This is a genomic window from Coprococcus sp. OM04-5BH (genome assembly GCF_003482105.1).
Taxonomy (GTDB): Bacteria; Bacillota; Clostridia; order Lachnospirales; family Lachnospiraceae; genus Coprococcus.
The window spans coordinates 1,063,731-1,087,355 of record NZ_QULM01000001.1; the positions used below are offsets into that span (position 1 = coordinate 1,063,731).

A 23,625-nucleotide genomic window follows, 5' to 3' on the forward strand; every position below is an offset into this window, starting at 1 on the left:
GCACAGAAAAATCCCCGCAATTCAAGAAGTGTGGTTATGTCATATTCAATTCCTTTTCCGATTCTTATTCTACCATGCTTTTACGGAAAAGTCAGCCCCTTTCTTAAAATTGCGCCTATCGCAAAATACCCTTGATACATTCTTCCAGGGTAGCACCTTCAGCAGAAAAGCTGGCCTGTACAGTAAAACGGCCACACTTAAAATGGTATGGATTTTTTATCTGCTGAACAAATTCTGCAATCCGTTCATCACGGGAAAGTTCTTTGTTGACAGAGACATCCCGAATGTCTACCAGCGTACCCGCATCACTGACAATGGTGTTCATTTCCATAGTATCAACTCCCTTCTGAAAACTGTGTTATCAAAACCACATGAATAGGTCGGATCTATGGTTATTACACACATAAATCCGGCCCATTATATCTGATTTCGATTTTACTGCCGTATTTGCCACGCACCCCGGCAAGTCCTTCTGTTATAAGGACGGGGCTGTTACAGGCTGCGGGTAGCGTCACCGCATCATAGTCCCACATACGCCGCCGCTTTGCCAGAGCAAGCAAACGCCGCAGGAACTCTCCCCAAGTCTTTAGGAAGCTGTGAAGAAGTACCATTATGATCTGTGTCGTTATCGCGTCCGGCTTGCCACAGCCGGTTTCGTGGGTTGCGTTTATCGCTCGGACAGCCTGGATTCATCACCTCCTTAGGCCGCCTGTCACCGCGCCGCCCCATCTGCCGCTCGGAACACAGAATGAAGTACCTGTAACAGCGTATATTCGATTGTCAAGGAACAAGCAAGGGGCATGGCAGACAAATTGATATTGCAGTTGGGGTGGGAGGATGTATATGCTTCCTTACCACACCCGTCCAGCTTGTCCCGCCGAATATGTCCCTCTACTATACATTTCATTTTTGATGGTAATTTTCGGGGTCTGTATTCATTTTTTCTAAAATTTTTTTCAAACGCCGAAGTCCGCGTTGAATTCCTTCATGTACAGAGCTGACGCCGGTTCCTTCGCTTTTTGCAATATCCGATAAACTCATTCCCAACAAAAAATGTGAAGTGATACGGTTACGCTGTTTTTCCGGCAACGAGGCAAGCGCTTCATATAGTTTGGCGTTTTCTTCCTTCTGTTCAAAAATATCTGCCGGTGTCAAAACAAGCACCATAGCCTCATGTTCCACATTGATGTCATAATCCAAAGAAAAATAGGCTTTGTGCCGGTATGTACGCAAAAAATAAGCTGCTTCAGCAAGTTTATATTCCCGGAGAATATCCGCAACTTCATCCGGCACCTCAATGATCATGTCCTGTGTATAATACGGGTAATAATCCCGAAGATTGATTTTCTTCATAGTAATTTCCTCCAATTTCGATGTTTGAGTTGATGGCAAAATCGAAATCAGAGGGTGGGCTGCGGCAGCGATAAGGTCTTAGTTTCTTTCTGATTGAAAAAAGGGTACAAAAAAGCGCGCCCGTACAAAGAACAGGCGCGCAAAAGCAGCAGTATGAAATTTCTCCGGGAGGCTGACAGCGAAAATGCTCAAACTTTGTCGAAACCAAAAACGCCGCAATCCATACGAACTGGACTACGACGTATAGGTGACTGAATGTAAAGCAGTTTATCTGCGGATCTGTATTGCATAGACGCATAGGCATTTCCTCCCATCAAGGAGGAACCTGAATCGGCTGTTTGATACCTCCTTGGGAAAAAATTATATCGGTTATGTTTCCTGTATCAGTCCGCAGACATTCGCTTTTTACTCTTTATATTCACAATTTTCTACATATTCTGCTCTTAGAATATATGCTACAAAAAGCAAGCCCACAAGGGAAAAACGACACCTTGTGGGCTCATGTTATAGATGCTCAAATTTATAGCCAATCCCAGCGACACTTTCAATATAGTTTGGAAGATCCGGCTCATAACGTAACTTCTTACGCAGCTTACTTATATGATTATGAATCGCTTTTCTCGAATAGAAATCACAATCCTCTTTCCAAACCAAATCGGTAATCAGTTCATAAGTAAAAACACGTTTGGGATTGGCAATGAGCAATGCCAGTATATCAAACTCTTTACTTGTCAGGTTGATAATCCGTTCACGAACCCTGACAGTGCGGTGCTCCAGGCATAGATAAAGCTCGCCTTCCTGTATTTCTGTTAGAGGATTCTTCTTTGCTACGGAGGAAGTGTGACAGGAATTGGATGCCGTTCCATGACAGACTCCCTGTTCCAAAATATATTGCAATAGAGCATTCTTTTGTTCCTCGTTAAGAAGCAGAAATAACTTTTCTCCGATCTGCTTACCAGATTCTTCTATATCAAAAACAGCTAATGTCCCATCACATCATCACCTCCGTAAAGTTTTCATTCCACAAAGAACAGAACCCGCCAGATCACTCCGGGATATTCACCGGGGCGGTGATATAGTCGTTCACGCCCTCATGCCGGTATTCATATTCCGTGGCGAGGTCGTTGTTCTCGGTAAGAATAAAGAACGGCAGAAGCCGGACAGGGGGATTCTTCATTTGGAACATTCCCGCCACCCGCCGCAGCGTATGAAACAGCTCCATTGCTGTACCGTCCGGCAGTTCCAGATCACACAAGATCAGTTCTATTTCCTTATCCTCAAAAATCCGGCGCTTGGCCTCCCCAATCGAGGAAACCAGAATCAGGTCAAAGCCTTTTTGCAACATAGCCGCCCGCAGCACTCCGGCGTTGGTATCTTCTTCATGGACAAAGAGTAGCTTGTGAAAAGTCGGGGCCTTTTCGCCGGATAACTGCCGGTAGGCGTATTCCACTAGCTTATCTTGTAGCAACAGCACTTTCATTTTGTCCATGCACAGCGTCGCACCCCGGCATTTGGCCTCCTGTTCGTAGTCGTCCTTGTCATGGCAGGACACCAGAATAAAAGGCAGTTTCTTATCTGCGGCCCGCACCTCGTCCAGAAAGTCCATGCCGGAACCGTCCGGCAGGTCGAGATCACAGCAGACCACCAGCGGCATTTCTTCTTGGATGGAGGCCCGCGCTTCTTTCAGCGTACAAGCCGTTTTTACCGGGTAGCTCCGGTGCTGTAAGTATTTTTGCAGGCACCATGTATAGGTGTTGCTGTCGTCAATCAGCAGTATCTTTTTTATGTGTCCTCACCCCCAATATTGATTTACCACAAGCATAAACTACAAATGTTACACAAATGTCCGAGGTGCCTTTGATTTCGACAGAAAAACAAGCTGAATTGTTACAAAGCTCGGACATTTCAAAAATTTCTTTGAGAAATGGCGAAAAAGGCGGGGCAGCACGCGCCGCCCCGCTAATCCCATACGGTTATTCCATTGCCCGCATTTGTTCTGTTAATGAACGCTTTTTCAAATCCTGTATTGCCCATGCTGAAAGAATCAACTGTAAAAGAATCAATATTAGTAGATATCCACCTATCTGCATTGTCGGAAATTGATATGAGAGATTTGGCATACCGAATAGAATGCCAACAGCTTTGCTTACAGGAATAGCTATGGGAATACCAACCAAAAGAACGATTCCAAATGAAACAAGTACATATAGAAATCCCTCTGTTATGAGAGAACGATATAATTGTTTCAGGCTTAATCCAACAGAGCGTAATGTACTGATTTCCTGTTTACGCGCTTGATGGTTAGAGAGCGTCATATTGATTAGATTGATTATTCCAAACAGCAAAATTAGTAATGACAGCATTTGCAAACTTCCAAACAATAAGTTCATAGAAGATTCCATGTACTCTACAACATCATTATAGCTACAAATAGAAAGCCCCATTTCTTTAGAGGTAATTTTCTGCTGAATGGCTGATTCTATTTCATCATTATAAGTTTTATCAGTTATGATCTCCCATGAATAAGCAAAATTTTCTGTGTTTGGGAATAGTTGTTGTGCAAGTTCTTGTGTAATTATAAGATTCGCTGGATCAATAGCATCTGTGCCGTTTTCGGTTCCGACAAAGCTCTTATCAAAGAAACCGGAAACAATACATTCTATTTCCTCTCCACTATTTGTAATCTTTATAGGTGTCCCTTTTGTAACCCCCAGTTCCATATATCCATCTGTCAATAAAACTTCAAACTGATTCTTAGGCATTTGTCCATCTATCAAATGTTGTTCAACAAAGCTAAAATTACCTTCTGTACTTTGATCCGAAATTATATCACACATTCCCTCAGTAGCATTTCCATTGATAGAATAGTGACACATTCCTACTGAATCTCTAAGCGGTACGATCTTTTGGATTCCTTTAGTATTCAAAAGATCGTCTTTCAAAGATTCATTTAGCGGATTATTCGCTTCGTTTTTTCCAACTGATTCTTCAGAAAGATATATACGGAAACTTCCGTCGTTTACAAAAACCTTTTCATGGACGAATTGCTCTGGCGTATTACTAACTGCTGCGGATGCAGATATAAATAAAAGTAATCCTCCAAATATCAATGAAAGTAATGTGCTGGCTGTCTTTTTCTTATCGCGTCCAAGATTTAATAGAGCTAAAGAATAAGGTGAAATTTTCTTATTATGTTTTCGAGGTTGCGTCGGAGCATTTCGATAAGCTACATAGCGTACAGCTTCGATGGGAGAAGTAGTTGCTGCAATTTTAAGTGGTTTGCGAACAGATACTTTCACCATAAGAGCACAAATAATGGAAACACCAATCAATATAAAAAGAATATTGACAGGAGAAAATCCGCTGGAAAACTCATTGCTTCCCAAAACAGTTCCGACAAACGCACCCAAAACAATACCGGGAGGGATTCCAAGCCATGACAAGTACCTGCTTTCATAGTTTATCATTTTCTTTATCTGTAATGCGGTTGTACCTAAAGTGCGTAACTGTCCGAAATTTCTTATTTTTTCATTGATAGAAATTCTGAAAATACTTTGGATTACCGTTATACCTGCAAATAATACCAACACGGACAAACTTACAAAAGTTAGTATATTTTCAAAGGACAATCCCATATTCTCTCTAAAAAAGAGAAAACTTAAGCTATAATCAGCACCAATTTCTTTTCCAATAGAAGCAATTCTTTCTTTTAGAATTTCTTTTGATGTTGAATCTGCATCAGCAAAACAAACATAGCTTTGGTATTTTGCAGGGTTATAATTAGAGCTATTTTCTACAAACGATTTTGATATATAGCACGAGTAATTGCCCTGCGATTCAGTCGAGCTTTCCGTAATCCCAGAAATCACAAAATCTTGTGATTTTCCGTTTATTTGAAAAGAAATCTTATCTCCGATTGCAGTATTAGGAAAATATTTATTCACCATTTCATGGTCAACCGCAATTTCATTTTCTTTAGATGGCATAGTTCCATCTTTTAGTGTAAATTGATTTCGGGCAATATAGCAAGCCGCTTCATCCATATATGCCAAATACAATGAATATCCCTCTGGCATTTTTATTTCTCCCAGATTGTAAAGTGATGCTACCATTTCGATTTCTGGTTGATGACGCAGTTTTTCAATTTTATCCTCTGTCACATTATCATAGCTAGCTTGAAAAGTAGCCATATTATTTTGAGATTCCTGAAACGCAAAAAATAATGTTCCACACATTGACATCAAAAACGCTGCCAGTGAAATAGCAATTACTATCATCAAATTCCGGCGCTTCTCGCTTTTCAAACTTTTCTTTGCCAGCTTCTTTACAATGGCGCTGGTATCATTTTCAAAAGGCCATGTCATAGCTTGCCACCTCCTTACTCCACAATCTTGCCGTCCTCAATGCGGACAATCCGATCTGCAAGGCGGGCTATGTCGTCATTGTGGGTAATCATCACAACAGTTTGCCGGAACTCCGCACTGGTGCGCTTGATTAGCCCCAACACCTCAGCGCTGGTCTTGCTGTCAAGGTTGCCGGTCGGCTCGTCGGCCAGCACGATAGCCGGTTTGGTAATCAAGGCGCGGGCGATAGCCACACGCTGCTGCTGGCCTCCGGAAAGATTGTTCGGCATATTTTTCAGTTTATCTTCCAGCCCCAGCAGGTGAACGATCTCGTCCAAAAACTTCTGATCCACCGTGTCCCCGTCCAGCTCCACCGGCAGGACGATGTTCTCATACACATTCAGGATGGGAACAAGGTTATAGTTCTGGAAGATAAAGCCGATGTTGCGGCGGCGGAAGATGGTGAGCTGTTCGTCGTTCTTCTTTGCCAGTTCTTCGCCCCGGACAATCACGGTTCCGCTGGTGGGAGTGTCCAGCCCGCCCATCATGTGAAGCAGGGTAGACTTGCCGCTGCCAGAGGTTCCCACAACGGCCACAAATTCACCGTCATTTACAGAGAAGTTCACACCGTCAAGGGCGCGAGTGATGTTCGGCTCTGTACCGTAATACTTTTTCAGATCAATCGTCTGCAAAACGCTCATACTCAAAACTCCTTTCAAGGCTTTCTGCCTGTTGATAAGGGTATTATAAAACCCAAATGTCCGCGAAATGTTACAGCGGCCAAAAAAATTCATTGAAAATCGGGGTGAAATGTTACAACGCTCGGACATTTCAAAAAAATTTACGGCGGGCAGCCGGAAATGGCCGTCCGCCGCGTTCTATTTTGTAGGTAGCATAATGGAAAATTCCGAACCCTTGCCCGGCTCCGAAACCACTTTGATGTAGCCGCCCTGCCGCGTTACGATCTCGCGGGCCAGATACAGGCCAATGCCAACGCCCTGCTGTTCGTGTACTTCTTCCTCACGATAGAAGCGCCGGAAGATGGCAGCCTGATTGCTTTCGGAAATGCCCTTGCCGGTGTCGGTCACTTTGATCTCCACATACATTTCCCACAGCACTACCGACACAGCGATTTTCCCGCCCGTCGAGGTGTACTTCACCGCATTGTCCAGCAGGTTAAAGAGGGCTTCGGATGTCCACTTGCTGTCATGGGAAACGGTCAAATCTTCCGGGCAGTCCACGGACACGGCAATTTCCTTTTTCTCCGCTGCATACACGATCCCACTCATGGCCTGCGCCACGGTATCAAATAGGCGACCCAGCTTCTTGTCTAACTGGATCACGCCCGTTTCCAGCCGTGAGGTTTTCACAAGGGCTTGAAAGAGAAAGTCCAGCTTATCCGTCTGGCTGCGGATTCCCCGGATAAAGTCGGTGCGCTCCGCCTCGGTCATAGGCTTTTCCAGCAGCGTGTCCGTCGCCATTTTCAGATTGCTTACCGGCGTTTTCACCTGATGGGAAATATCCGATACAAGGGTCTGCAACTCCTGCCGTTCCTCGTCCACCCGGCGGCGATTCTCCTGCATGATCTGGTAAAGCCTTGCCAGCCGGTGTCCGATTCTGGCAAGCTGGGTTTCGCTGTCCTCCGGGCGCTGGGGCGCTTCATTTCCGGCAATCATGTGGTCTAAGGTCTGGCACAAGTCAGCGGTAAACTGCGACAGCCGCTTTCCAAACGCCTGCGTCAGTACAAAAATCCCCACAAGGGCGCACAGCAGCAGCGCCCCGCCCGTCAGCAGCACCGCTGTCTGTTTTGTCACAAAAAACAGGGCTATGGTGATCCCGGACATGGAGAGGACAAGCCCCAGCGCCACCCGGCCAAACAGCCGCTTTACCGAGAGGTTCTTAACCTTCATTTTGCCTCGCCTCCCGTCCATTGATAGCCCATGCCGTAAACGGTCTTGATGTAGGGTGCGCCGCCGTCGGATTCAATCTTGCTGCGAATCCGGCTGATGGAGGTTGTCAGGGTGTGTTCGTCCACATACTTCTCGTCTATATCCCACAGCTTTTCCAAAAGCTGCCCACGGGTCAGCACTTGCCGGGGATTTTTACGGAACAGGTTCAGCATTTTGTACTCCATCGGGGATAGGGTCAGGGGCTTGCCGTTTAGGGAAGCCGTCTGCTCCGAGAAGTCCAGAAACAGCCGCCCGTCGTCGTAAATGTCCTTAGCCGGTTTGTGGTGTTCCAGCATGGCGAACATGGCTTTGATTTTCCGCTGCAAGGCCCCGATCACAAAGGGCTTTGTGATGTAGTCCACCGCGCCCACCTCATAGCCCCGTATCTGGTCGCTCTCCTGATCGTTGGCGGTCAGGAAAATCACAATGGTGTCCGGGTACTGGGGCTTTATTAACTTACATAGCTCAAAACCGTTGCCGTCCGGCAGGTTGATGTCCAGCAGCACTAAATCAAATTCCCGCTGGCGTATGGCTTCGGCTGCGGTTCTGGCGTTTAGGGCAGAAGTCACGCCGTAGCCGTCTGCGGTCAGGTTGTAGGCCAACATCTTATTCAAAAAACTGTCGTCCTCGACAATTAAAATATGCTTCATATCCTCACTTCCTTTGCTTTTTGCAGATAGTATAACAGGCAAATGTCCGCGAAATGTTACAATGACGGAAAAATTTTATTTTCTTTTTTACGACCATCTACAGGTTTATGTGCATTTTGGGGAATAAGCCATATACGACTGAGATGGACTACACCAGCAATCCGATTTTCTGCACACAATTTTTGCACTCTGCGTTCAGATAAATTCCATTTCTTTGCAGCTTCTTGTACTGTCATATATTCAAACATTTTGTCCTCTCCTAATCTAATTTATATTTCTATTTTAGTCGGTTAACCGAATAATAGCAACAGTTCCAATGCAGGAAGTCCCAAAATAGGGGGGGGGACAGCATTACATTCTTTCATGATTTCTCCCCTATATTTTGATATATAAATAATTTGAGCAATGCTATAATAAAATAAGTTATTTATTATATTTTTGAAAAAAACAAAATTTAATCTTGACTCTCTCGTGGCGTAAGGGTTTACGCTTAAAACGAAAGGAGGATACATGAAAACAGTAAAAGATGTGTCGGATATAACCGGAATAAGCATACGGACACTTAGATATTACGATGAAATAGGCTTATTGAAACCGACAAAACTAACTGAATCTGGTTATAGGCTTTATGATAATAAAGCACTGGAACAATTACAAGAAATTATGTTCTTTAGAGAATTGGAAATTCCGTTGATGGATATTAAAAAAATTATGGAAAATCCAAATTATGATAAAGAACAGGTTTTATTAGCTCAAAAGAGTTTTCTGGAAAGAAAACGCAACCGATTAAACGGAATTATTGAGTTGATAACAGATGTCATGAAAGGAGTTAATACCATGAGCTTTGAAGCATTTAACAATGACGATATTCAAAAAATGTTAGACCACACTTTAGAAACTATGTCTAAGGAGGCACTTGATGAACAAGTAGCTAAATATGGAAGTAAAGAAAAATATAGAGAATATTTAGCCAGCGGATTTGCAAATGAACAGGCAATGGCAGATCTGGTTAAATGGTATGGAAGCAAAGAAAAAGCAATGGAAGCGATTTTGCAGTCTACTGGAAAAGCAGATGAGTCCAAGCCCGAACAGGACGAAAATGATAAAATCTATAAACAGTTCATGTCAGCCAAAAAGGAAAACAATGACCAGTTAGCAAAAGAAGCGGTTGTCATGCTTGCTGAAAATTACAAGAAGCTGTTTCATCTGGATAACGCAAGAAATATTCTTCTCGATTTGGCAAAAGAATATCTGGCACATGAAAAATTAGCGGAGGCAGCTGATAAACAGTATGGCGCAGGTTGTGCTGAATACATCGGAAAGACAATTCAAATGTATTATGGCATTTAAGTTTTAACGGAGAGTGTAAAAGTACCGGGTACAGAGAAGTTTAAGCCTCTGTATCCGGTGCGTTGCTTATTGGCAAGCAATGCAATCTTACGTAAGATTGCGTATTTAGCAGAAATCCCGTTCCCGGAATTCCTGCTAAATGCTTGTTGGTGACATATCCCCAAACCCCTGAGATCATTGCCGATGGCAATGGCTGCGCGTTCCGTTGGAACGCTGAAAACGAAAAGCAGACAACCTTATTGACGAGATTTTTCTGTGCTGCGCTGCGGTTGTGGCGGGGAAGAAATCTCTAATAGATATTCCACATTGGCCCGAACATTGTGAAGTTCTTTCATATCATTTCTGGCCTGCTTATAGGCAGAATAGGCTTTCCGTTTTTGTTCCAGAAGATCGGTATATTCCTCCCGGAGAGATTTGACAGAGGGGAGCTTTTTGATTCCCAGCTCGTCAAAATGATTCTTTGCCGCCTTGTGCAGCAGAATTTCAGTTTCATGTTCTGTTCGGAATTTTTTGCTGTACCCGGCTTTACGATATTCTACATAGACAGCCCTCGTTTTCGCATAGTTTACGATCTGCTTTTGCAGCTCGGCATTGGCGTTTATTCTTGACTCCAGATCTTTAATCTGAACGGATAAGGTATTGAAATTAGTGGTAGCGGCGTTGGCTTTTTCCAGAAGATCCTCATAACCCATATCGCCATGTTCTTTTAAGTAGAGCACTGCCTGGGAAAGCTGTTTTAAGTTGAACACTTTTGCCCAACGCTCATAACCGGGACCTTTGCCGGAACGGATTGCAGCTTCAATATCAACCAGCAATCCAACTTTGGAAACCGATTTTTTTGAAAAAGTATAGCGGGATTTTACTGTCCGTGTACCAGCAATCCGTTCTTTGATGGCCTGTTCTGTATAATCGCCTTTGATCGTATCGCATCGGGTATAGTTTTCTTGTCCCGGAACTCGGAACCTAAGATGTTTTCTTTCACGGTTAACTTCAAGTCCAGCAGCCTCCAGCTTCTTTAGAAGTTCCTCAAAATCTTTTGGCTTTTCCTCTAATGCAGCATCAATAGCAATGCGTATCTGCTCCCGAAAGGAAGGCTGCTTTTTATTTCCCAGCCATGTGCCATAATGCTCCCGGCTGGGTTTCGGATTTTCAACAATCGAAAGTCCATGCTCCAAACACAGCTTGTCATTCATTCGCCGGATTGCCCAGGTAGAGCCCCAGAAGTTGCGAAATTTTTTCTGACAGTCCAGTGTAGTAGAGTTGATAATGATGTGATTATGGACATGGTGCTTATCTACATGGGTGCAGACGACAAAGGCATGGTTTCCTTTTGTGAGTTTCAGCGCCAGCTCCCTGCCGATCTGATTGGCTTCTTCCGGTGTAACTTCACCGGGCTTAAATGCCTGACGGAGATGATAGGCGATCACATCATCTGCACCCTGGTTTCTGCCGGTCAGATTTGCATACTGTCGTTTGGAAAGAAGAAACTCTGCATCAGCAAGCCGGGTATCACACTCATAGCCATAAATGAATTTTCCAAAATCGGTTTTCTGCGGATTTTCTACATAATCAATAATATCTGCAATCGCAGTAGAGATATTCCGACCTTTTCCTACATGTAGAGGCATCAGTCTTGTGGTCGCTATTTTCGTCACCTCCTTAACTTAATTTCAATCAGAGAAGTTATAATTGCAGAAAAAGAGCGGGGCTGCCTATGCGCCCCGCCAAATCTGCTTAACCAAATATAAAATCCTTTAAGGCACTGTTTGCCCCGCCAATGATCCCTACCAGCCATGCAGCCGCCAGAGGCAGACCATATGGACTGATAAGAAAGGCGATCATAAGCCATGCAAGACCCGGCAAAAAACCTGCGACAAAGAACAGCACCAATGCCGCCAGAAAGATGATCCCGGAAAGAATCCCAAGTACCGCACCGGAAAGAACCACTAAAAATTTACATACCAGATAAAGAATCCCCGTAACCAGCATAAAGGGAAGTGCCAGTAATTTACCTATCAAACGCATACGCTTTGCCTCCTTTCAGAAGGGTATCTGCCCTTATAAAAATTTTACCGTGACGGCAAATAGAAAGCAACGGCTTTTTGGCTGTTTATGAAATGTTTGCAAATCCTCGGATTAGTTTATCCATGCCATCCCAAAGGCTGTCCAGACGGGTGCGGATGTCCTCTATATCTGCGGCATAAATACTGCCGGTCTCATTGGCCCGTCTGGTATATTGGTTTAAATTATTGGAACAAATGCGGAGAAGCCGGATCATTTCTTGAATATCTCCCATATCAAGGTGAATGATGTAACCGTCTACGGCCATCTTTCGCAGATATGCCGACAGGTTGGTAATGCCAAGTTCCGCCATGCGTTCTTTTACCAGTTCGGCCTCCGGTTCGGACATGACAAATTCGACGCGGACGGATTTTTTGTTATGCCCGCCCTTCATCGTTCCAACCCTCTTTTATGAGATGAGACCTCCTGCGTCGAAACTGCCGTCTTTGCTTTTTTGAGTTTTTCCCGCAGGGTGGTCTTTTCCAGCTTATCAAGATATTCCTCCAAATTTCCGGCTGTCGCATGATAGCTGCGTTTGAAGCGTTCCCGTTTTAGGATCATCATCAGCTCCGGCTCATTTTCCGGCAGATAAGTCATTGTTTTAGGGACTCCATGCTCTGGCATAAGCCGGTTCATAAGCTGTCTCCGTTCCTGATAGGGAATCGTGATAACACTTCCATCCTCAAATGCAACGGCTACATTTCCGATTGGACAGGTCAGCTTTTTCATCCGTTCCACATGTTCTCTGTAATTTAGCGGATAGAGATCGCCAAATATTTTTCCGCCCCTGACTTCTTTCAAAGAGATGGCATAAGCCAAAACGGGATCATTTGTCTGTTCCTGGTAAAACCGCCACACTTTGTTTTCATGGCTGCCCTCCAGATAAACTTCCCGTTCACGCAGGGTATAGGTTCCGCAGGGGCGTGACATCCAAAGAAGCTGTTTATCCTCTGAACGGTCTGACACAGCCAGTTTTGAAATCAGTTCTTTATCCAGGTCAAAGTCATCTTTATAATGTTGGGTATGAAGATCTACGATACGGGAAAGAGCACCCAGAAGATCTACATCCTCAAATCTTACCCCGGCCATCAGCGTTCCCTTTCCGGCACAGGAGGGATCATCTGCCTTGCTTCATGCTCCGGTTTGTCTGCTTTCAGACGGTCCATCAAGGACGGCTTTGTTTCCGGTACCAGCTCCCGGATTTCTTCATCCGTCTGTCCGTCTGTCAGATCCGGGCGCATAGGAGGTTCGTTGTTCAGCCTGCCATCCAGCATATTGTAGTTGCCGGTCTGGCCTTCCTCATAAAGTTCCGCATTGCGCAGATAACTCTCCGGTGCCTGAAACGGCTGTCCGGAAAACAGGATTTCTCTTTGTGTGGTAAACTGTGCAAGGACGCCATTTTGCAGTCTCGCAAATTCTTCATACTGGTGCAGGGTAAGCCCTCGTTCCAGCATTTCCGCCTGGGTATGCGCCCAGCCTTCTCCATAAAGAAAATAATACATGTCGGGCTGATCACAGACAAAACACAGGGAGCCGTCCTGATTGTCATAGTAAGATGGCTGCATATCCTGATAATGGCAGCGTTCCTCACGCCCCAAATACACACGGTTGTCCGCACCCAGCATAGCGACCATACCCGCGTAATTACTATGGACCGCAGAGCGGATTTCTACCAGCGGATCTGTTTGAGAAGGAATCTGTCTGCCCGGAATCTCATTTTGTTTTTCCGCTGCATCATTTCTTGGTGTCACTTCTTCATGGCTGCGCGCATCCAGCTCCGGTTGAGATGTTCCTTTCCGAACAGCACCGGGTTCCGGTTCTTTTTCTTTCACATAGTATCGGACATTTGCTGTCGTATGCTCGTTGGCTTCCTTTGCATAGTTTTCAGCATCAGCTTTGGTATCAAACTCCAACGGTTTTCCATTTTCCTTGCACCAGCTTTGTGCCGGTCCGAAAATAGAAGTGCTGCTTCGTACTGCCCATACACCATAGGTCAGTTTCTTTTCCATTCCGTATCCCTCCTTATCGTTCCTGCTGTTTGGAAGTTTGTTGCTTTTTTACCGGGTCTGCCGGTTTTGTTGCTTTTAGCTGCTGACGGAGAGAATTCTTATGCTCCGGTTCGGAATCTGTGATGTTGACATATTCGCCAATGATACAGAGCGCTTCTCCATAACTGCCGGAAGCAAATACCCGGTCAGACATTTCTTTTGTCTGTTCCTTCAGACCATGCTCCCGCAAAGTACGGGAAGCAATACCCAGCAGATTAAAAATGTTCCCATCTGCTCCGATCAGTGGACAGTCCGGTTTATCTGCCAACGCTTCCGGTGTTTCTATAAATCCGCCTAAATAATTCGGCACAAAGTCCGACAGCCATGTGCCGCCATAGACTTCATGGGTCTGTAAACGCCACAGGGCAAGTTTTCCTATATCCAGTTTCACATCATCAAACGGGTAAAGCAGACAGGTCAGTTCGCCGTGCTGAAAAGCAGCCACATTCTCAAACTGACTGCCATCTTTCAATATGCCTGCATGTGTCAGCATTTCATTGATTCCGTCTACCCATTCTGTCAGATCCCCGCCACAGCCCTGTAAAATCAGGCCTTCCTTATCTGACATACGGCGAAGGTCCTCTGCAGTAATCGTGTTGATATTCAAAAAATCGCCTCCTATCGTTTTTGTTAAAATATATGTTTTGTCCGCAACTTAACCTCATTTCAAGGCACCAGAGTATTCTTATACAGTTCCCTTAAAAACAGATGCAAAAAACCCTTGAAAATCAAGGACTTTTAAGGCTAAGTTGCGGACATATCATGGTTGGTTTTGCCGCTTCCTGCGTTTGCGTTCCCGCTCGGATTTCCGTCTTGCATAGATTCGGCAGGCATCAGAACAATATGCCTGGCTGGTCGTAGGAAGATATGCTTTTCCGCACACAGGGCATATTTTCTGTCTCATGGAGGTGTCCTCGCCGGTAATGGTTGATTCCAGTGCTGCATCCACCGGCAGCACCGCTTTTTCAAAGTACCTGCAATAAGCGCCGGTCCACCATTTATTCAGCATATAGCAAGAGCTGTCCAAAGGAAGGCAGATCTTATCCTGAGAGTCATAGTTGGCGCACAGCTCTGTAACCAGCTTTCGGATCGCAGCCCGTTCCGAGCGGTTCAATTCTCTCTCTGCCATAACGCCTACCTTTCCGGGGCACTGCTTTGCCGGCCGCTGGAAATTCCAGTTGTATCAGTAACATTCCTGGGCTGTGAAAGGGCATCGGCGATAGAGTTCCGCTTTTTCTGTTTTGGTTCATGGTAAATAAAAAGTTCATTTTTTCCAGGCACATACAACAAACCATTTTCTTCGCAGCGGAAAACATCACATTCTTTGTCGGTTGCGACGGTATAAAAGCCTTTGTAATCATAAGGTGCTTTTTGCCGATCCTGATAGGTACACAGCCCTAAGTTGGGGTCACTTGCCAGCCGTTTCGATATGGCGAAAAAGTCGCCTTCTTTTTTGTGAAATTTTCGTATGGGCGTGAAGTGATAACCGCCATATTCAAAGGTTTTCCAATCGCTCATTTACGCCTGCCTTTCTTTACGGGAAATTCCAGCTTGAAATTCACATATTTACCGCCGGTATCATCCAGGATCACTTCCGCATCATAGGTCTTTCCTGTTTTTTCACTGTAAAGCCCGGACATAGAAATACGGCCCTCTTTCAAAAGAGCCGCTGCCACAGACTTTGTGATGGACTTTTTCTTGCTGGAAAAGAAACGGTTATCTTTCCAAAGAGCAAAAGAACATTCCCTGTTGTCGCAGAAAAAACCTTTCTTTCCTTCATATACCGGGGCACCACAGCGAGGACATACCCCCACGGCTTCATGTGCAGTTTCTCTGGAAGAAGGGAACAGATCCGCAAAACGTTCCTCCGGGGCAGTATGTTCTTTTACCAGCGTCCGGCTCATATCTGCAATCTGATCCATAAAAGACGTTGCCGACAGTTCGCCATGTTCCACTTGCTTCAGCATGGATTCCCATTCTGCAGTTAAGATGGGAGATTTGATATTGTCCGGCAGGACTGCAATCAGGTTTCTTCCTTTTTCCGTAGGAATGAGCTGCTTTTTCTTTCTCTGTACAAATCCGGCAGAAACCAGCTTTTCCAGTGTTGCCGCACGGGTAGCCGGAGTACCCAATCCTTTACGCTCGGCATCTTCTGGCATATCTTCCGCACCGGCAGTCTCCATAGCGGACAGCAGGGTGTCCTCCGTATAGTGTTTTGGCGGTGAAGTTTTCCCTTCACAGAGACTTGCTGACACAGTTTCAAAAGTCTGCCCTTCCTTCAGCACAGGGAGAGCGGCATCTTCATTTTCTCTGCGTTCCGTTTCACTCTGCCTGATACTCATACGGTGAATCCGTTCCACCTCTTTCCAGCCGGACTGTAAGATGGTCTTTCCTTTTGCCGTAAAAGTATATCCCTGGCAGTCCAATATAGCGGTGACCGCTTCAAACCGGTTTGCCTGCGTTGTGGCACAAAGCAGTCTGACGGCAAGCAGGGTAAGCACATCCCGCTCCCCGGAAGGAAGCTCTGACAGGTCTGTACATGCAATCTCCACAGTTGGGATGATGGCATGGTGGTCGGTCACTTTGCTGTCGTCTGTTACCCGGTCAATGTCCGGCTCTCCGGCGCAGCCTTTTCCAAAGGGCATATTGTCACGCAGCCATAGGATCAGGGAAGCAGCGGTTGCCTGCATGTCCTTCGTCAAATACTGGCTGTCCGTTCTCGGATAGGTTGCCAGCTTCTTTTCATAGAGAGATTGCACATAATCAAGGGTCTGTTGAGCCGTATAGCCATAAATACGGTTACATTCCCTTTGCAGAGTTGTAAGGTCATAAAGGCGGGGCGGCTGTATAGTTTTTACCTGCTTTTCCACAGAACGCACAAAAGCGGAGTTGTGGTCACAGTCCATACGGATTTTTTCAGCCTCGGATCGTTCCGTCATTTTTTCGCCGGAAGCAGTAAAACCTCCGCAGGTGATCTCCGGCACATAAAAAGGCTTGCTGATGAAGGATTCAATATCCGACTCACGCTGTACCAAAAGTGCCAGCGTCGGTGACATAACACGGCCGACATTTAGTGTGACACCATACAGGACAGAAAAAAGCCGGGTGGCATTGATCCCGATCAGCCAGTCGGCTCCTGCCCGGCATACTGCCGCATCATAGAGTTTATCGTAATCACTGCCGGGACGGAGATGGTCAAAGCCCTCACGGATCGCCGCATCCTCCATACTGGAAATCCAAAGGCGTTCCATAGGCTTATTACATCCGGCATATTCATAGACCAGACGGAAGATCAGTTCTCCTTCACGCCCGGCATCCGTAGCGCATACCACGGAATCCACCCGTTTGTCCTTCATCAGCCGGCACAAAAGGGCAAGCTGCGTTTTCTTATCCTTTGGAACTTCATATTTCCAGTTTTCCGGTAGGATTGGAAGGTACTCATACCGCCATTTGGCATACTGTTCTTTGTAAGCCTCCGGCTGTGCCAGTTCCAAAAGATGTCCCACGCACCAGCTCACCAGATAGCCGGAACCTTCGAGATAACCGTCTTTTCTTTCCGTTGCGCCTAATACTGCTGCCAGTGACATAGCAACAGAGGGCTTTTCTGCAATCACAAGTTTCATATTTTTGTAACCTCCATTTCTTACAGACTTACTTCACTGCGGTGGGGCTGCTTTGGTGCTGTGTGATCTGCCTGCTGAATCTGTGCTTTTTTATCCGAGAGCTGTCCTAAAACGCTTTTTTCCTGTCCACGCTGCAGCAGCTTTGCCTCACGGTCATAATGCTGGACCTTATCCGAAAGGCGGTCCTCCGGGGCTACCTGGGTAGCATTGACCTCTCGTACCATAGCTTCCAATTCGGAAAGCTGCATGGAACCATTATCTGGCAAAATCAGCAGCTCGTGGATTGATGACGGAAGGACATAAAAATTGGTACCGAGTAATTCAGCGACTTTTTCCAGAACGCCGTCCTGCACCGATACAGATGCACCGTTTAATTTTTCCTGATTTGTCAAGATATAAATGGGTATCATTCCTATATCCAATGGTCCTTCACGGTTAAAGAGGTTTTCAGGTTTTACAGAGAAGATACTTTCTGCCATGACTTCTTCCATGTCATAAAGGCAGACAGGACTCCTTGCGTTTGCTGCCTGCACCGCATCTTTATGAAGCTGTTCTTTTGTGATACCCCACATCTGAATCATGCTTTCAGTAATGGCAACAGAAGCAGTCCCTTCCTCATTTGCTGCAACCTGAATCCTGTAATAAGCTGCCAGATCCCCGCAGGAAGTATAAGGTTTTCCTTTCAGATATTCCTGATTTGTTTCAGGATCGCACATCTGTACCGCCAGCATAGGACGGATGGCCTCATAGTTTTCCAGAACAGAGATGTCCAGCGGAACCCGGTTGTGATTTTCCACCTGAATCTGTGCGATCTGTTTCATCGCAGCATCTAAGGGCAGCCCTTGTTCCACCTGCTCGGCGAGCGCTTCCAGATAGATTGTTGGTGCAGACCGTTCTCCGGGAGAAAGGATCGTCAATCCGGTCAGCAGCCGGTCGTTGCTTTTTGTTACTTCATTGATGGAAACTACTGCGTTCTGGTATTCCATAGGCAGGTATTCCTTGATATGGCTTTTTACATATTCTACAAAATTCTGATTCAATCGTTGTCCTCCTTTTTGTCCGTCAGATTTGCGTTGTGTTTGGGTTCGGAATGTTCCGTGTTCTCTTTTCCAACCTGCATAAGACACATCAGCATAACGCCGGAAACTATCCCTCCGGCAAAGGTAAGGAAATGTAAGATCAGGTTCCACATAAGCATTCCTCCTAAAAATGGGTAAAGAAAAACGCCCACTTCAAAGTGAGCGCATCAACAGGTATCTATTTTGTTTTTGGTTTCAAGTGATCCGGCAGGACGATTTCTCCAACTGGGATTTCCCGCAGTTCCTTCTTCATCCGATGGGTAAAGCGGATCGTCTTTGCTGTACCTCCGGTTTCCCGTCCGTCATATACAGCGATCACTCGGTCGGAGTGTTCCACCATATAACGATTTCTGTGGGAGTAGACGCTTGGGAGATATTTTTCCTGTATCACAACAACATCCGCACAAGCCTCCAGCAGTTCACGGGTTCTTGTTTTCTTATTTAGGCTGTCCAGACGCTTGCGGTAAGGGATCACTGCGATCAGCTCCAGTGCCGGGGTGGTCTGCTTTCTTTCCAGCACCAGCTCCACAAAATACTGGTCTACGCCATCTGCAAAACCGCTCATAAAACAGGTGAACCCATCTGTAACAGCAGCATCGATCTCATGTGCCAAGGCTGTTTTTATTTTGTTGATCTCATTCTGCGGTAAATCCCTGTGTCCGGTAACACAGCAAGTTTTTCCTTTCATCGGTCATCCCTCCATCTGATAGGTAAAATTCTTCACTTTTCATATAGTAATAGATTTAATTTAGCAAGTCAACGATAATACCCTTTTTCCTTTTGCGGATAATAAAGGGGCGTGAGGTACAATCTATTACAGAATGGGAGGTGAAGGCGATGTATGAAGATTTTGTCCCGGAACGATTAGCGAAGCTGCGGACACAAAAAGGAGTTTCCGCACGCGATATGTCTTTATCGTTAGGTCAGGCAAACAACTACATCAATAATATTGAGAATAAAAAGTCACTTCCCGCTATGCAGTCTTTTTTCTACATCTGCGAATATCTGGGTGTGACACCGCAGGAATTCTTTGATGAAGGAAATACCTACCCGGAAACCTTAAAGGAATTCATTGCAGAGGCAAGACAGCTTGATCCTCAATCCATGCAATATATCCTCGGTATTATGAAAGAACTCAATAGCAGAAAGTAAGCGGTCACGGTAATGGCCGCTTTTTTCGTGACTTTCTTTATTATATTTTATAATGTTCTCGAAATGTCCGCTCCCTATACCGATAAGTATTCAAAAACTGTTCTCCAAACAGCCTTTTTCTATTCGCCGGTACTGCCAAAGCTGCCGGTTCCTCGTTCTGTTCCCAGATCGGTTACAAAATCCGCAATGACGATCGGCGTGATCACAAGCTGCCCGATACGGGCTCCCTTAAAAAGAGACTGCGCCTGATTGCTTACATTGCTGATGATCGCATGGATCTCTCCACGGTAGCCGGAATCCACAGGCGGCAGTTCACAGACCAGACCTTTTACCGCCATGCTGGTACGGGGAAAGATATATCCCGCATATCCATCCGGTATTTCCAGTCCAAAACCCAAAGGAATTTTGGCGATTTCTCCGGGCTGTAAGGTACAGTCATAGGGCAGATAAACATCCGCTCCGGCATCATTGCCATGCGGACGGTAAGGACGCTGGTGCTCCGGTACGCCAAAGTCGATCAGTTTTATTTTCATCGGCAGTCTCCTTCCCAAAGAGCAGGATAATCTTTTTCCAAAATATCCTCTGGCGTCATATTTGCCTGCAGTTTTCGTCCGCAGGTCATTTTCCCTTCCAGACATCGATCCATCTGACAAAAAGGCCCGGTCAGTGATGGGGCAAACAAAGCAGGGCTTAGTTCATAAAGTTCTTTCCAGACCTTTAGCAGCACGATCCTTGTTTCATCTGTATTTCTCCGGCATACCCGCTGGCTGATGATATGTTTCCACTGATAAGGGGTGGCGCTGATGAGCAGTACATTCCGCAATCCCTGGGGCGTGGCATAGCCGGCCGCATCGTGCCCGCTTCCGGCAGTGCACAGGGCTTCATAACATTTCATGCTTTCATTACAGCTTTTTAAGTACAGTTCCCGTACCACTGCCGGAGCCGTCATAATAGAATACGGGACAGCAAAATCCGCCTGTCCCGTATAGTTGCTGTACTGCAGCGATGCACTCATAAATTTTACTTCGTTCTGGTGGCGGGTGATCTGCGCCAGAAAACGCCTGCTGGCGCCGACAATGGCTACCGTGATCACCGCAAATTTCTGGATGGTAGGATGGGGAAGCGCCCCCATAGCTGCTACTGTCTGAACGCTGAATGATTTTTCGTAGAGCTCCATCAGGTCGTCCATTGAGGCAATCTTATGTCCCTGCTGGGTAAGCCTTGCCGCAAAGACCATGTTTTTTTCTGCTTCCGCTACCGCCTGGCAGTTCAAAATTTTTACTTCAATCTGTTTAATTGGTATGTCCCTCCTTTACAATCGCTTTCAGTAAGAACAGATAGTTAAGACTGTCTGTGATCTTTTCGTCCCATGTGTCCATCGGATAAACCACTTCTTCGGCAAAGCACATATCGTATAGAGAAACAATATGCTTTGCCAGCATACCGGCAAGGGCACGCTGGGGCGTTGTGTGCTGTAAAGCTGCCGCTGCCTTAAATGCACCCAGCCGGTCCGGGTCATCCCCGGTGTATTCTTTGGTTTTCCGTTTCAAGGTATCAGCACAGAGCCGCACCTGTTCGTCAAAAACGGCATTGACTTCATTTTGCGTAATATAGCATCCCTCCTTTGAAAACAAGAAACCGGCTATTCTAAAGCATCTTAGAATAGCCGGCAAATAAATGGATATGTAATTGTTTATAGTGTATTGATCTCTTTTTCCAGTTCCTGGACCGCTGCTATGACTGTCTCAAATGTCGGAACATCCCCATACAACATATCCTGCATAGAGTTATAGTCCGCTTCCAATGCTGCAAACCGATATTCCGGCGGGAGTAATTTTAATGTGCCCGGCACAGCCTCCGGGTACTTCGCCCATGATCTGGGATAGAATTTCATTTTGAAATCTACAACTTTCTTCAGGAGGTCAAGCCTGGAAAAAGCAGCTTCTTTAACCGGTGTTGCAGCCATGCGGTAGAGATCATAATAATGTCTGGAATACCGCTGCGGCATTTCCAAATGTTCCGGTCTGTTCGCTTCATGGTGCAGGATTGTGGCTTTTTCCCAGAAGGTCCGTTCCGGGGCAACGGTAAGGATTGCAGTTTCTTTTTGCTCAAAAATCTTCGGATAATATTTTGCCGCGTAAGGTTCGATCTGCGCTGTTTTTGCAGGAGTCCACGCTGCCAGCGCACCAATCTCTAAACGGATCACTTGTAAGGTCGCCGTATTTGTAAAAAGGTGCGGATAGGCGAAAATGACCGTCTGTTTATCCTTTTCATCTATGTAGACATTTGCTTCACAACCGATTTCCTGGGATAAGCCGGCTTTGACTGCCGGGCAGAATGTTTCGGACAGAAATACCTCCGCACGCGCATTGGCTTCTTTGTTAAAAGCATCCTGTTTTGTATTGGAACGTTTCTCCCATGGTTCATCTTTGCCATATCCCAATACACGCCAGTCCAGAATCAAATCAATATCTTCTGAAAACCGGCTGATCAGGTGAAAGGCTTTTGAAAGGCTGGTACCTCCCTTAAAGGTGATGGACTCTTTCCATGGTGAGCGGTGAAATAAATAATCCAGCGTAAAACATACCCAAAAGTCTTTTTCTACGATGGCATCATTCAGTCCCATTTTATCTGCTGTATTTCTGAACAGCTCCCTGCGGTCGTTATCTGAAAGTCTTGCTATATTTCTCATTGTACCTTTTCACCTCCACAAATCTGTCGTATCGTATCGTAAACCCAATCCGTAGACTCTGTTGCTTCCTTCAAACAAGCCTGTTTATCCTTGTCTGTCAGTTTTTCGGAAAGCATCTGTATGACTTCTGGCGTAACATTCGATTTGCCAAGCGTTTTTAATGCCTGTATAACCAAACTTGTCATATAGGACAATCCGGTAATCTCCTTATTGGTTCGGTGCTTAAATTCCAGCTTTGTAGAGTTCCACTCGTAGGTCTTATATGGACCATCGCTGATATAGGACCATACTGCTGTTACCTGTGTTGAAAGACCTAACAGGTTCAATGCTGTATTCCCACATGGGGCAATCGTCCAGTGATAACTTCGTGCCAATGCGTTCGCCACCGCTTCCGGGTCTGCCGCCACATATTCATCCAGAAGTTTGCTATATTTTGGTTTTTCATAAACACCTTTCAAAATGCGGCGAAGCATACCTGCCTGTGTAAGCCGGTTTAAGTTCCGTCTTATGGTTTCCGTATCGGCAATATCCGCAAAATCAGAACTGATGAAAATAGTTCCTTCCGCCGCTGCTTTTATCTGCTCCTGAATCTGTTTGGAATAGCCATTTGCCATATTGCTCACCTCCTTTTGTCCCGAATATTATATATTATTCGGGACAAATTTTCAATAGGCTTCAAGAGTTTTAGCAATAATATTCCACATAGAACAGAATTTATACATCAGTTTCAAATTTTATATCAGGAGATGGGAACTATCGTATTCTTATTTTGTCCCGAATATTGTGTATTATTTGGGACATTTTAAGCACTCGGCAGGTAGATCCAGTCGTGCATCAGGCACACGCTGGGTTCGTCCTCCCTTGGAACCAGACGGTAGGTACATTCCCCATAGACCGTGCGTTTGTCCTCGATCTCCATGCCATAGGCTTTATAAAAGCGGTATTCCAGATTGGAGATGATACAGCACAGGGTTTGCAGAGCCTCCCTCTGAGCTGATACGATCAGGTCACGGTCAATGCTGCGCTTCAAAAACAGCAGCGACTTGTAAAGCTGTACCTCTGTGCGGTAAGGGCGGCAGTCTTTCGTTTCCAGCCATCCGCAAAAAGCGACCGGTCCGCTCTGGATCACACTGCGGTCCGGGTGATAATACTCGTAGCAGTCCAGGTTTGCCGTATTCAGAAGATAGAGCATTTCCCGGACTTCATTTTCCGGCATGTCGTAAAACCGCAAAAGTGAGCGGTAAAGATGGACATAGCCGGGAATGGAAATAATGGTATTTACCATAAAATAAAATCCTCCTTGTAAACAGCAGGTGCGGGAGCTT

The 23,625-nt window shown here is 45.6% G+C and carries 28 protein-coding genes and 1 pseudogene; 2 read left to right on the forward strand and 27 right to left on the reverse strand.

The window, feature by feature from the left end:
* Nucleotides 1–115: 115 nt before the first annotated feature.
* The 9 genes and pseudogenes from DXB54_RS04685 to DXB54_RS04730 form a co-directional block, all read right to left on the reverse strand.
* Nucleotides 116–331, reverse strand: a complete 216-nt coding sequence (locus tag DXB54_RS04685; protein ID WP_118502298.1) for a DUF6870 family protein — start codon at nt 329–331, stop codon at nt 116–118.
* A 572-nt stretch (nt 332–903) separates the two neighbouring features.
* Nucleotides 904–1,353 (reverse strand): sigma-70 family RNA polymerase sigma factor, encoded by a 450-nt coding sequence (locus DXB54_RS04695; protein ID WP_118511067.1) that lies wholly within the window; start codon nt 1,351–1,353, stop codon nt 904–906.
* Between the two features lie 504 nt (nt 1,354–1,857).
* Nucleotides 1,858–2,250, reverse strand: a complete 393-nt coding sequence (locus DXB54_RS04700) for a winged helix-turn-helix domain-containing protein (protein ID WP_118694384.1) — start codon at nt 2,248–2,250, stop codon at nt 1,858–1,860.
* A gap of 119 nt (nt 2,251–2,369) precedes the next feature.
* Nucleotides 2,370–3,139, reverse strand: a pseudogene (locus DXB54_RS04705) (response regulator).
* Between the two features lie 187 nt (nt 3,140–3,326).
* Nucleotides 3,327–5,717 (reverse strand): ABC transporter permease, encoded by a 2,391-nt coding sequence (locus DXB54_RS04710; RefSeq protein ID WP_117950107.1) that lies wholly within the window; start codon nt 5,715–5,717, stop codon nt 3,327–3,329.
* Nucleotides 5,718–5,731: 14 nt separating this feature from the next.
* Nucleotides 5,732–6,397: an ABC transporter ATP-binding protein gene (locus tag DXB54_RS04715; RefSeq protein WP_055158491.1), complete on the reverse strand. Its 666-nt coding sequence runs from the start codon at nt 6,395–6,397 to the stop codon at nt 5,732–5,734.
* A gap of 177 nt (nt 6,398–6,574) precedes the next feature.
* Entirely contained in the window at nt 6,575–7,606 is a 1,032-nt protein-coding gene (locus DXB54_RS04720) for a sensor histidine kinase (protein ID WP_117950109.1), read from the reverse strand.
* Complete coding sequence (locus tag DXB54_RS04725; RefSeq protein ID WP_118511073.1) at nt 7,603–8,295, reverse strand: response regulator transcription factor; 693 nt, start codon at nt 8,293–8,295, stop codon at nt 7,603–7,605. The genes DXB54_RS04720 and DXB54_RS04725 overlap by 4 nt, the downstream gene beginning before the upstream one ends.
* Before the next feature lie 56 nt (nt 8,296–8,351).
* Nucleotides 8,352–8,543 (reverse strand): helix-turn-helix domain-containing protein, encoded by a 192-nt coding sequence (locus tag DXB54_RS04730; RefSeq protein WP_046442308.1) that lies wholly within the window; start codon nt 8,541–8,543, stop codon nt 8,352–8,354.
* 262 nt (nt 8,544–8,805) lie between these two features.
* Here DXB54_RS04730 and DXB54_RS04735 point away from each other — a divergent pair, with 262 nt between their 5' ends.
* Complete coding sequence (locus tag DXB54_RS04735; protein WP_118511075.1) at nt 8,806–9,645, forward strand: MerR family transcriptional regulator; 840 nt, start codon at nt 8,806–8,808, stop codon at nt 9,643–9,645.
* Nucleotides 9,646–9,881: 236 nt separating this feature from the next.
* Here DXB54_RS04735 and DXB54_RS04740 read toward each other — a convergent pair whose 3' ends face one another.
* The 12 genes from DXB54_RS04740 to DXB54_RS04795 form a co-directional block, all read right to left on the reverse strand.
* A complete protein-coding gene (locus DXB54_RS04740; protein WP_118694508.1) occupies nt 9,882–11,291 on the reverse strand; it encodes a relaxase/mobilization nuclease domain-containing protein in 1,410 nt (469 codons plus the stop codon).
* An 88-nt stretch (nt 11,292–11,379) separates the two neighbouring features.
* Entirely contained in the window at nt 11,380–11,670 is a 291-nt protein-coding gene (locus DXB54_RS04745) for a CD1845 family protein (RefSeq protein WP_005361132.1), read from the reverse strand.
* Nucleotides 11,671–11,755: 85 nt separating this feature from the next.
* Entirely contained in the window at nt 11,756–12,100 is a 345-nt protein-coding gene (locus DXB54_RS04750) for a plasmid mobilization protein (protein WP_118694385.1), read from the reverse strand.
* The gene (locus DXB54_RS04755) at nt 12,097–12,795 is read right to left on the reverse strand and encodes a hypothetical protein (protein WP_118694386.1); all 699 of its coding nucleotides are present in this window, start codon (nt 12,793–12,795) and stop codon (nt 12,097–12,099) included. The genes DXB54_RS04750 and DXB54_RS04755 overlap by 4 nt, the downstream gene beginning before the upstream one ends.
* Nucleotides 12,795–13,715 (reverse strand): DUF4316 domain-containing protein, encoded by a 921-nt coding sequence (locus tag DXB54_RS04760; RefSeq protein ID WP_118694387.1) that lies wholly within the window; start codon nt 13,713–13,715, stop codon nt 12,795–12,797. The genes DXB54_RS04755 and DXB54_RS04760 overlap by 1 nt, the downstream gene beginning before the upstream one ends.
* Before the next feature lie 13 nt (nt 13,716–13,728).
* Entirely contained in the window at nt 13,729–14,322 is a 594-nt protein-coding gene (locus DXB54_RS04765) for a hypothetical protein (protein ID WP_442872131.1), read from the reverse strand.
* A gap of 192 nt (nt 14,323–14,514) precedes the next feature.
* Nucleotides 14,515–14,883, reverse strand: a complete 369-nt coding sequence (locus DXB54_RS04770; RefSeq protein ID WP_118694389.1) for a cysteine-rich VLP protein — start codon at nt 14,881–14,883, stop codon at nt 14,515–14,517.
* A 5-nt stretch (nt 14,884–14,888) separates the two neighbouring features.
* Nucleotides 14,889–15,272: a hypothetical protein gene (locus DXB54_RS04775; protein WP_118694390.1), complete on the reverse strand. Its 384-nt coding sequence runs from the start codon at nt 15,270–15,272 to the stop codon at nt 14,889–14,891.
* The gene (locus DXB54_RS04780; RefSeq protein ID WP_118694391.1) at nt 15,269–17,377 is read right to left on the reverse strand and encodes a DNA topoisomerase 3; all 2,109 of its coding nucleotides are present in this window, start codon (nt 17,375–17,377) and stop codon (nt 15,269–15,271) included. Before DXB54_RS04780 ends, DXB54_RS04775 begins: the two co-directional genes overlap by 4 nt.
* A 20-nt stretch (nt 17,378–17,397) precedes the next feature.
* The gene (locus DXB54_RS04785; RefSeq protein ID WP_118694392.1) at nt 17,398–18,417 is read right to left on the reverse strand and encodes a DUF5688 family protein; all 1,020 of its coding nucleotides are present in this window, start codon (nt 18,415–18,417) and stop codon (nt 17,398–17,400) included.
* Nucleotides 18,414–18,569 carry a DUF3789 domain-containing protein gene (locus DXB54_RS04790; RefSeq protein ID WP_081703194.1) on the reverse strand — a complete coding sequence of 52 codons (156 nt, stop codon included), beginning with the start codon at nt 18,567–18,569 and terminating at the stop codon, nt 18,414–18,416. The genes DXB54_RS04785 and DXB54_RS04790 overlap by 4 nt, the downstream gene beginning before the upstream one ends.
* Before the next feature lie 65 nt (nt 18,570–18,634).
* Nucleotides 18,635–19,144, reverse strand: a complete 510-nt coding sequence (locus DXB54_RS04795) for an SLOG family protein (RefSeq protein WP_025577925.1) — start codon at nt 19,142–19,144, stop codon at nt 18,635–18,637.
* Nucleotides 19,145–19,293: 149 nt separating this feature from the next.
* Between DXB54_RS04795 and DXB54_RS04800 the strand changes: the two genes are divergently transcribed.
* Nucleotides 19,294–19,608 (forward strand): helix-turn-helix domain-containing protein, encoded by a 315-nt coding sequence (locus DXB54_RS04800; RefSeq protein ID WP_005361112.1) that lies wholly within the window; start codon nt 19,294–19,296, stop codon nt 19,606–19,608.
* Nucleotides 19,609–19,727: 119 nt separating this feature from the next.
* Here the strand turns inward: DXB54_RS04800 and DXB54_RS04805 are convergent, their stop codons facing one another.
* The 6 genes from DXB54_RS04805 to DXB54_RS04830 form a co-directional block, all read right to left on the reverse strand.
* Nucleotides 19,728–20,141 carry a dUTP diphosphatase gene (locus tag DXB54_RS04805; protein WP_005361111.1) on the reverse strand — a complete coding sequence of 138 codons (414 nt, stop codon included), beginning with the start codon at nt 20,139–20,141 and terminating at the stop codon, nt 19,728–19,730.
* Nucleotides 20,138–20,905 carry an FAD-dependent thymidylate synthase gene (locus DXB54_RS04810; protein WP_256372856.1) on the reverse strand — a complete coding sequence of 256 codons (768 nt, stop codon included), beginning with the start codon at nt 20,903–20,905 and terminating at the stop codon, nt 20,138–20,140. Before DXB54_RS04810 ends, DXB54_RS04805 begins: the two co-directional genes overlap by 4 nt.
* Nucleotides 20,901–21,218, reverse strand: coding sequence for a hypothetical protein (locus DXB54_RS04815; protein WP_029676883.1), 318 nt, complete (start codon nt 21,216–21,218; stop codon nt 20,901–20,903). The genes DXB54_RS04810 and DXB54_RS04815 overlap by 5 nt, the downstream gene beginning before the upstream one ends.
* Nucleotides 21,219–21,301: 83 nt before the next feature.
* Nucleotides 21,302–22,300 (reverse strand): nucleotidyl transferase AbiEii/AbiGii toxin family protein, encoded by a 999-nt coding sequence (locus DXB54_RS04820; RefSeq protein WP_025577928.1) that lies wholly within the window; start codon nt 22,298–22,300, stop codon nt 21,302–21,304.
* A complete protein-coding gene (locus tag DXB54_RS04825) occupies nt 22,297–22,914 on the reverse strand; it encodes a DUF6088 family protein (protein WP_025577929.1) in 618 nt (205 codons plus the stop codon). The genes DXB54_RS04820 and DXB54_RS04825 overlap by 4 nt, the downstream gene beginning before the upstream one ends.
* Before the next feature lie 188 nt (nt 22,915–23,102).
* Nucleotides 23,103–23,585 carry a hypothetical protein gene (locus DXB54_RS04830; protein WP_118694393.1) on the reverse strand — a complete coding sequence of 161 codons (483 nt, stop codon included), beginning with the start codon at nt 23,583–23,585 and terminating at the stop codon, nt 23,103–23,105.
* Nucleotides 23,586–23,625 lie beyond the last annotated feature (40 nt).

Coding starts and splice junctions, on each gene's coding strand:
- DXB54_RS04725 (WP_118511073.1), bottom strand. CDS start 8,295: ATGAAGCATATTTTAATTGTCGAGGACGACAGTTTTTTGAATAAGATG.
- DXB54_RS04765 (WP_442872131.1), bottom strand. CDS start 14,322: ATGTCAGATAAGGAAGGCCTGATTTTACAGGGCTGTGGCGGGGATCTG.
- DXB54_RS04750 (WP_118694385.1), bottom strand. CDS start 12,100: ATGAAGGGCGGGCATAACAAAAAATCCGTCCGCGTCGAATTTGTCATG.
- DXB54_RS04825 (WP_025577929.1), bottom strand. CDS start 22,914: ATGGCAAATGGCTATTCCAAACAGATTCAGGAGCAGATAAAAGCAGCG.
- DXB54_RS04800 (WP_005361112.1), top strand. CDS start 19,294: ATGTATGAAGATTTTGTCCCGGAACGATTAGCGAAGCTGCGGACACAA.
- DXB54_RS04685 (WP_118502298.1), bottom strand. CDS start 331: ATGGAAATGAACACCATTGTCAGTGATGCGGGTACGCTGGTAGACATT.
- DXB54_RS04710 (WP_117950107.1), bottom strand. CDS start 5,717: ATGACATGGCCTTTTGAAAATGATACCAGCGCCATTGTAAAGAAGCTG.
- DXB54_RS04720 (WP_117950109.1), bottom strand. CDS start 7,606: ATGAAGGTTAAGAACCTCTCGGTAAAGCGGCTGTTTGGCCGGGTGGCG.
- DXB54_RS04780 (WP_118694391.1), bottom strand. CDS start 17,377: ATGAAACTTGTGATTGCAGAAAAGCCCTCTGTTGCTATGTCACTGGCA.
- DXB54_RS04755 (WP_118694386.1), bottom strand. CDS start 12,795: ATGGCCGGGGTAAGATTTGAGGATGTAGATCTTCTGGGTGCTCTTTCC.
- DXB54_RS04830 (WP_118694393.1), bottom strand. CDS start 23,585: ATGGTAAATACCATTATTTCCATTCCCGGCTATGTCCATCTTTACCGC.
- DXB54_RS04770 (WP_118694389.1), bottom strand. CDS start 14,883: ATGGCAGAGAGAGAATTGAACCGCTCGGAACGGGCTGCGATCCGAAAG.
- DXB54_RS04730 (WP_046442308.1), bottom strand. CDS start 8,543: ATGTTTGAATATATGACAGTACAAGAAGCTGCAAAGAAATGGAATTTA.
- DXB54_RS04735 (WP_118511075.1), top strand. CDS start 8,806: ATGAAAACAGTAAAAGATGTGTCGGATATAACCGGAATAAGCATACGG.
- DXB54_RS04745 (WP_005361132.1), bottom strand. CDS start 11,670: ATGCGTTTGATAGGTAAATTACTGGCACTTCCCTTTATGCTGGTTACG.
- DXB54_RS04805 (WP_005361111.1), bottom strand. CDS start 20,141: ATGAAAATAAAACTGATCGACTTTGGCGTACCGGAGCACCAGCGTCCT.
- DXB54_RS04820 (WP_025577928.1), bottom strand. CDS start 22,300: ATGAGAAATATAGCAAGACTTTCAGATAACGACCGCAGGGAGCTGTTC.
- DXB54_RS04775 (WP_118694390.1), bottom strand. CDS start 15,272: ATGAGCGATTGGAAAACCTTTGAATATGGCGGTTATCACTTCACGCCC.
- DXB54_RS04715 (WP_055158491.1), bottom strand. CDS start 6,397: ATGAGCGTTTTGCAGACGATTGATCTGAAAAAGTATTACGGTACAGAG.
- DXB54_RS04790 (WP_081703194.1), bottom strand. CDS start 18,569: ATGTGGAACCTGATCTTACATTTCCTTACCTTTGCCGGAGGGATAGTT.
- DXB54_RS04760 (WP_118694387.1), bottom strand. CDS start 13,715: ATGGAAAAGAAACTGACCTATGGTGTATGGGCAGTACGAAGCAGCACT.
- DXB54_RS04795 (WP_025577925.1), bottom strand. CDS start 19,144: ATGAAAGGAAAAACTTGCTGTGTTACCGGACACAGGGATTTACCGCAG.
- DXB54_RS04695 (WP_118511067.1), bottom strand. CDS start 1,353: ATGAAGAAAATCAATCTTCGGGATTATTACCCGTATTATACACAGGAC.